General features: G+C 66.5%; 4 protein-coding genes. All 4 read left to right on the forward strand.

The window, feature by feature from the left end:
* Positions 1 to 71 precede the first annotated feature (71 nt).
* From ACQ4N9_RS26305 to ACQ4N9_RS26320, 4 genes are read left to right on the forward strand one after another with little or no spacing between them, the layout of a single operon-like run.
* Positions 72 to 1,235 carry an isovaleryl-CoA dehydrogenase gene (locus tag ACQ4N9_RS26305; protein WP_390967819.1) on the forward strand — a complete coding sequence of 388 codons (1,164 nt, stop codon included), beginning with the start codon at positions 72 to 74 and terminating at the stop codon, positions 1,233 to 1,235.
* Positions 1,236 to 1,254: 19 nt separating this feature from the next.
* Positions 1,255 to 2,862, forward strand: coding sequence for a carboxyl transferase domain-containing protein (locus ACQ4N9_RS26310; RefSeq protein ID WP_390967818.1), 1,608 nt, complete (start codon positions 1,255 to 1,257; stop codon positions 2,860 to 2,862).
* 3 nt (positions 2,863 to 2,865) lie between these two features.
* On the forward strand, positions 2,866 to 3,681 hold the full coding sequence (locus ACQ4N9_RS26315; protein WP_390967817.1) for a gamma-carboxygeranoyl-CoA hydratase: 816 nt from the start codon (positions 2,866 to 2,868) through the stop codon (positions 3,679 to 3,681).
* Entirely contained in the window at positions 3,678 to 5,633 is a 1,956-nt protein-coding gene (locus ACQ4N9_RS26320; protein WP_390967816.1) for an acetyl/propionyl/methylcrotonyl-CoA carboxylase subunit alpha, read from the forward strand. Before ACQ4N9_RS26315 ends, ACQ4N9_RS26320 begins: the two co-directional genes overlap by 4 nt.
* The last annotated feature ends 257 nt before the right edge of the window (positions 5,634 to 5,890 follow it).

A 5,890-nucleotide genomic window follows, 5' to 3' on the forward strand; every position in this document is an offset into this window, starting at 1 on the left:
CATCGGCGCACCGCCGCTCCCACAGGGTCGGTGTGGTACCTCGAATTTCAAGAACAAGAAGGTGCCCCCGCATGCATTACCCCACCCTCAACTTCGCCCTGGGCGAAACCATCGACATGCTCCGCGACCAGGTGCGCACCTTCGTCGCCGCCGAGCTGGCCCCGCGCGCCGCACAGATCGACCACGACAACCTGTTCCCCGCCGACATGTGGCGCAAGTTCGGCGACATGGGCCTGTTGGGCATCACGGTTGCGGAGGAGTACGGCGGCGCCGGCCTGGGCTACCTGGCCCACGTGGTATCGATGGAAGAGATCAGCCGCGGGTCGGCCTCGGTGGCCCTGTCCTACGGCGCCCACTCCAACCTGTGCGTCAACCAGATCAACCGCAACGGCACCCACGAGCAGAAACTCAAGTACCTGCCCAAGCTGATCAGCGGCGAGCACATCGGCGCCCTGGCCATGAGCGAACCCAACGCCGGCTCCGACGTGGTGTCGATGAAGCTGCGCGCCGAAAAACGCGGCGACCACTATGTGCTCAACGGCAGCAAGACCTGGATCACCAACGGCCCCGACGCCAACACCTATGTGATCTACGCCAAGACCGACCTGGACAAGGGCCCCCACGGCATCACCGCGTTCATCGTCGAGCGCGACTGGAAAGGTTTCAGCCGCAGCAACAAGTTCGACAAGCTGGGCATGCGCGGCTCCAACACTTGCGAGCTGTTCTTCGATGACGTGGAAGTACCGGAAGAGAACATCCTCGGCCAGCTCAACGGCGGCGTGCGGGTGCTGATGAGCGGCCTGGACTACGAGCGCGTGGTGCTCTCGGGCGGCCCGACCGGCATCATGCAGAGCTGCATGGACCTGGTGGTGCCCTACATTCACGACCGCAAGCAGTTCGGCCAGAGCATCGGCGAGTTCCAGCTGATCCAGGGCAAGATCGCCGACATGTACACCCAGCTCAACGCCAGCCGCGCCTACCTGTACGCCGTGGCCCAGGCTTGCGACCGCGGCGAGACCACCCGCAAGGACGCCGCCGGGGTGATCCTGTACACCGCCGAGCGCGCCACGCAGATGGCCCTGGAGGCGATCCAGATCCTCGGCGGCAACGGCTACATCAATGAGTTCCCGGCTGGCCGCCTGTTGCGCGATGCCAAGCTGTACGAAATCGGCGCCGGCACCAGCGAGATCCGCCGGATGCTGATCGGTCGCGAACTGTTCAACGAAACCCGCTGAGCATAAGGAACGGGCGCACATGGCTACCTTGCACACCCAGATCAACCCGCGCTCGGCGGAGTTCGCCGGCAACAGCGCGGCCATGCTCGAGCAGGTCACGAAACTGCGCGGCCTGCTGGCCCAGGTCAACCAGGGCGGTGGGCCCAAGGCCCAGCAGCGGCACACCTCACGCGGCAAGCTGCTGCCGCGCGAGCGGATCGACCGCCTGCTCGACCCCGGTTCGGCGTTCCTCGAAATCGGCCAGCTGGCCGCCCATGAGGTGTACGGCGAAGACGTACCCGCCGCCGGTGTGATCGCCGGTATCGGCCGCGTCGAGGGCGTGGAGTGCATGATCGTGGCCAACGACGCCACGGTCAAAGGCGGCTCCTACTACCCGCTGACGGTGAAGAAGCACCTGCGCGCCCAGACCATCGCCCTGCAGAACCGCCTGCCGTGCATCTACCTGGTGGACTCCGGCGGCGCCAACCTGCCACGCCAGGACGAGGTGTTCCCCGACCGCGAGCACTTCGGGCGGATCTTCTTCAACCAGGCCAACATGAGTGCGCTGGGCATCCCGCAGATCGCCGTGGTGATGGGCTCGTGCACCGCCGGTGGCGCCTATGTGCCGGCCATGGCCGACGAGGCGATCATGGTGCGCCAGCAGGCGACCATCTTCCTCGCCGGCCCGCCCTTGGTGAAAGCGGCGACCGGTGAAGTGGTCAGCGCCGAGGACCTCGGCGGCGCCGACGTGCACTGCCGCACCAGCGGCGTGGCCGACCATTATGCCGACAATGATGAACACGCCCTGGCCATCGCCCGGCGCAGCGTGGCCAACCTCAACTGGCACAAGCTCGGCAAGCTGCAATGCCAGGCACCGATTGCACCGCTGTATGGCGCCGAAGAGTTGTATGGCGTGGTACCGGCCGATGCCAAGCAGCCATTCGATGTGCGCGAGGTGATTGCGCGCCTGGTCGACGGCTCGGTGTTCGATGAATTCAAGGCGCTGTTCGGCACCACCCTGGTCTGTGGTTTCGCCCATCTGCACGGCTACCCGGTGGCGATCCTGGCCAACAACGGCATCCTGTTCGCGGAAGCTGCGCAAAAAGGCGCGCACTTCATCGAGCTGGCCTGCCAGCGCGGCATCCCGCTGCTGTTCCTGCAGAACATCACCGGCTTCATGGTCGGCAAGAAATACGAAGAAGGCGGCATCGCCAAGCACGGCGCCAAACTGGTAACCGCAGTGGCCTGCGCCCAGGTGCCGAAGTTCACGGTGATCATCGGCGGCAGCTTCGGTGCCGGCAACTACGGCATGTGCGGCCGCGCCTACGACCCGCGCTTTTTGTGGATGTGGCCCAATGCGCGGATCGGCGTGATGGGTGCCGAACAGGCGGCCGGCGTGCTGGCCCAGGTCAAGCGCGAGCAGAGCGAGCGCAGCGGCGAAGTGTTCAGCCTGGAAGACGAGAAGAAGCTCAAGCAGCCGATCCTCGACCAGTACGAGCACCAGGGGCACCCCTACTACTCCAGCGCCCGGCTGTGGGACGACGGCGTCATCGACCCGGCGCAGACCCGCGACGTGCTCGGCCTGGCGCTGTCTGCCGCGCTGAACGCCCCGATCGAACAGAGCCGCTTCGGCATTTTCCGGATGTGACCCATGACCGATTTCGCCACTATCGAGCTGGAACACGACCCCCGCGGCTTCACCACCCTGTGGCTGAGCCGGGAAGACAAGAACAACGCCTTCAACGCCCAGATGATCCGCGAGCTGATCGTCGCGCTGGACCGGCTGGCCGAAGACGGCAGCCTGCGCTTCCTGCTGCTGCGTGGCCGTGGCCGGCATTTCAGCGCCGGCGCCGACCTGGCCTGGATGCAGCAGTCGGCGCAACTGGACTTCAATACCAACCTCGATGACGCCCATGAGCTGGGCGAGCTGATGTATGCCCTGCACCGCCTCAAGGCCCCGACCCTGGCCGTGGTGCAAGGCGCGGCCTTTGGTGGCGCGCTGGGCTTGATCAGTTGCTGCGATATGGCCATCGGCACCGAAGACGCGCAGCTGTGCCTGTCGGAAGTGCGCATCGGCCTTGCCCCGGCGGTGATCAGCCCGTTCGTGGTCAAGGCCATCGGCGAGCGCGCCACACGCCGCTATGCCCTTACCGCCGAGCGCTTCAGCGGGGCACGTGCCCGTGAACTGGGCCTGCTGGCCGAGGTGTACCCGGCCGGCGAACTGGACGCCCAGGTCGAAGCCTGGGTGGACAACCTGCTGCACAACAGCCCCCAGGCCCTGCGCGCCACCAAGGACCTGTTGCGCGAAGTGGACGACGGCGAGCTGAGCCCGGCCCTGCGCCGCTACTGTGAGAACACCATCGCCCGTATCCGCGTCAGCGCCGAAGGCCAGGAGGGCCTGCGCGCCTTCCTGGAAAAACGCCGCCCCGCCTGGCAAACCGAACAGAAGAAGGAACCGCGCCCATGAGCCGTCCCACGTTGACCACCCTGCTGGTCGCCAACCGCGGCGAGATCGCCTGCCGGGTGATGCGCACCGCCAAGGCCCTGGGCCTGACCACCGTGGCCGTGCACAGCGCCACCGACCGTGACGCCCGCCACAGCCGCGAAGCCGACATCCGCGTCGACCTGGGCGGCAGCAAGGCCGCCGACAGCTACCTGGTGATCGACAAACTGATCGCCGCGGCCAAGGCCAGCGGCGCCCAGGCCATCCACCCGGGCTATGGTTTTTTATCGGAGAACGCCGGCTTCGCCCGCGCCATCGAACAGGCCGGGCTGATCTTCCTCGGCCCACCGGCCAGCGCCATCGACGCCATGGGCAGCAAGTCGGCGGCCAAGGCGCTGATGGAGGCTGCCGGCGTGCCGCTGGTACCGGGTTACCACGGTGAGGCGCAGGATATCGACACCTTCCGCGCCGCCGCCGAACGCATCGGCTACCCGGTGCTGCTCAAGGCCAGCGCCGGTGGTGGCGGCAAGGGCATGAAGGTGGTCGAGGAGGAAAGCCAGCTGGCCGACGCCCTGGCCTCGGCCCAGCGTGAAGCACAGTCGTCGTTCGGCGATGCACGCATGCTGGTGGAAAAATACGTGCTCAAGCCGCGCCATGTGGAAATCCAGGTGTTCGCTGACCAGCACGGCAATTGCCTGTACCTGAACGAGCGCGACTGCTCGATCCAGCGTCGCCACCAGAAGGTCGTGGAAGAAGCGCCAGCCCCGGGCCTGTCCCCCGAGCTGCGCCAGGCCATGGGCCAGGCGGCAGTACGCGCGGCCCAGGCCATAGGGTACGTGGGTGCCGGTACCGTGGAGTTCCTGCTCGACGCCCGTGGCGAGTTCTTCTTCATGGAGATGAACACCCGCCTGCAGGTGGAGCACCCGGTCACCGAGGCCATCACCGGCCTCGATCTGGTGGCCTGGCAGATTCGCGTCGCCTGTGGCGAAGCACTGCCGATCACCCAGGAGCAGGTACCGCTGATCGGCCATGCGATCGAAGTGCGGCTGTACGCCGAGGATCCGGCCAACGAATTCCTGCCGGCCACCGGCACCCTGGCGCTGTACCGCGAGTCGGCGCCGGGTGAAGGGCGGCGGGTGGACAGCGGGGTCAGCGAGGGCGATGTGGTGTCGCCGTTCTACGACCCGATGCTGGGCAAGCTGATTGCCTGGGGCCAGGACCGCGAACAGGCGCGCCTGCGGCTGCTGGCAATGCTCGATGAGTTCGCCATCGGTGGCTTGAAGACCAACATCGCCTTCCTGCGCCGCATCCTCGCCCACCCGGCGTTTGCTGCGGCGGAGCTGGACACGGGGTTCATTCCACGTCATCAGGACGTTCTGCTGCCAGCGGTCGAAACCTTGCCCGCGCCGTTCTGGGAAGCTGCCGCCGAAGCCTGGCTACAAAGTGCGCCAGCCGCGCAACGCGAGGACGACCCGGCCTCGCCGTGGGCCGCCCGCGAGGGGCTGCGCCTGGGATTGCCAGCGCGTAGCAGCCTGCATTTGCAGTGTGAGGGGCATGAGCAGGCGGTTGCCCTGGAGCGCACTGCGCCGTCTGCCTACCAGCTGGTTGGCGAACAGCTGTGCCACGACCAGGACGGCATCCGCCGTCGCCATCTGGCCGTGCGCCGGGGCGGCACCCTGTACCTGCAGTGGCACGGCGAGCTGCATGCCGTCAGCGTGCATGACCCGATTGCCGCCGCTGAAGCCAGCCACAGCCATCAGGGCGGGCTTGGTGCGCCAATGAATGGCAGTATCGTGCGCGTGCTGGTGGAGCCGGGGCAGGTGGTGGAGGCTGGCACCGCGTTGGTGGTGCTGGAGGCGATGAAGATGGAGCACAGCATTCGCGCGCCCCATGGCGGGACGGTGAAGGCGTTGTTCTGTCAGGAAGGGGATATGGTCAGCGAGGGGACGGTGCTGGTGGAGTTGGAGGCGGAGTGATGGCGACAATGTGTTCGCCGAAAGAGTTTTGGCGCCTATGAGATCGAGCGCCGCCCGCGCGGCGCATCGCTGGCAAGCCAGCTCCCACATTTGTTTCGGGCCAATTACTTCTGTTGTTTCATCGCTGTACGCCTTGTTGACACGACGCGGTATTGAGGTGGGCACCACTGGCGCCTCGCTGGACTTGAGGCATGCGCCAAGGCGGGCAGCGGTACCCTAACAGGCAAAATTGGCCCGAAACATATGTGGGAGCTGGC

Source organism: Pseudomonas sp. ES1 (assembly GCF_050586605.1).
Classification (GTDB): domain Bacteria; phylum Pseudomonadota; class Gammaproteobacteria; order Pseudomonadales; family Pseudomonadaceae; genus Aquipseudomonas; species Aquipseudomonas sichuanensis.

Coding starts and splice junctions, on each gene's coding strand:
- ACQ4N9_RS26305 (WP_390967819.1), top strand. CDS start 72: ATGCATTACCCCACCCTCAACTTCGCCCTGGGCGAAACCATCGACATG.
- ACQ4N9_RS26310 (WP_390967818.1), top strand. CDS start 1,255: ATGGCTACCTTGCACACCCAGATCAACCCGCGCTCGGCGGAGTTCGCC.
- ACQ4N9_RS26315 (WP_390967817.1), top strand. CDS start 2,866: ATGACCGATTTCGCCACTATCGAGCTGGAACACGACCCCCGCGGCTTC.
- ACQ4N9_RS26320 (WP_390967816.1), top strand. CDS start 3,678: ATGAGCCGTCCCACGTTGACCACCCTGCTGGTCGCCAACCGCGGCGAG.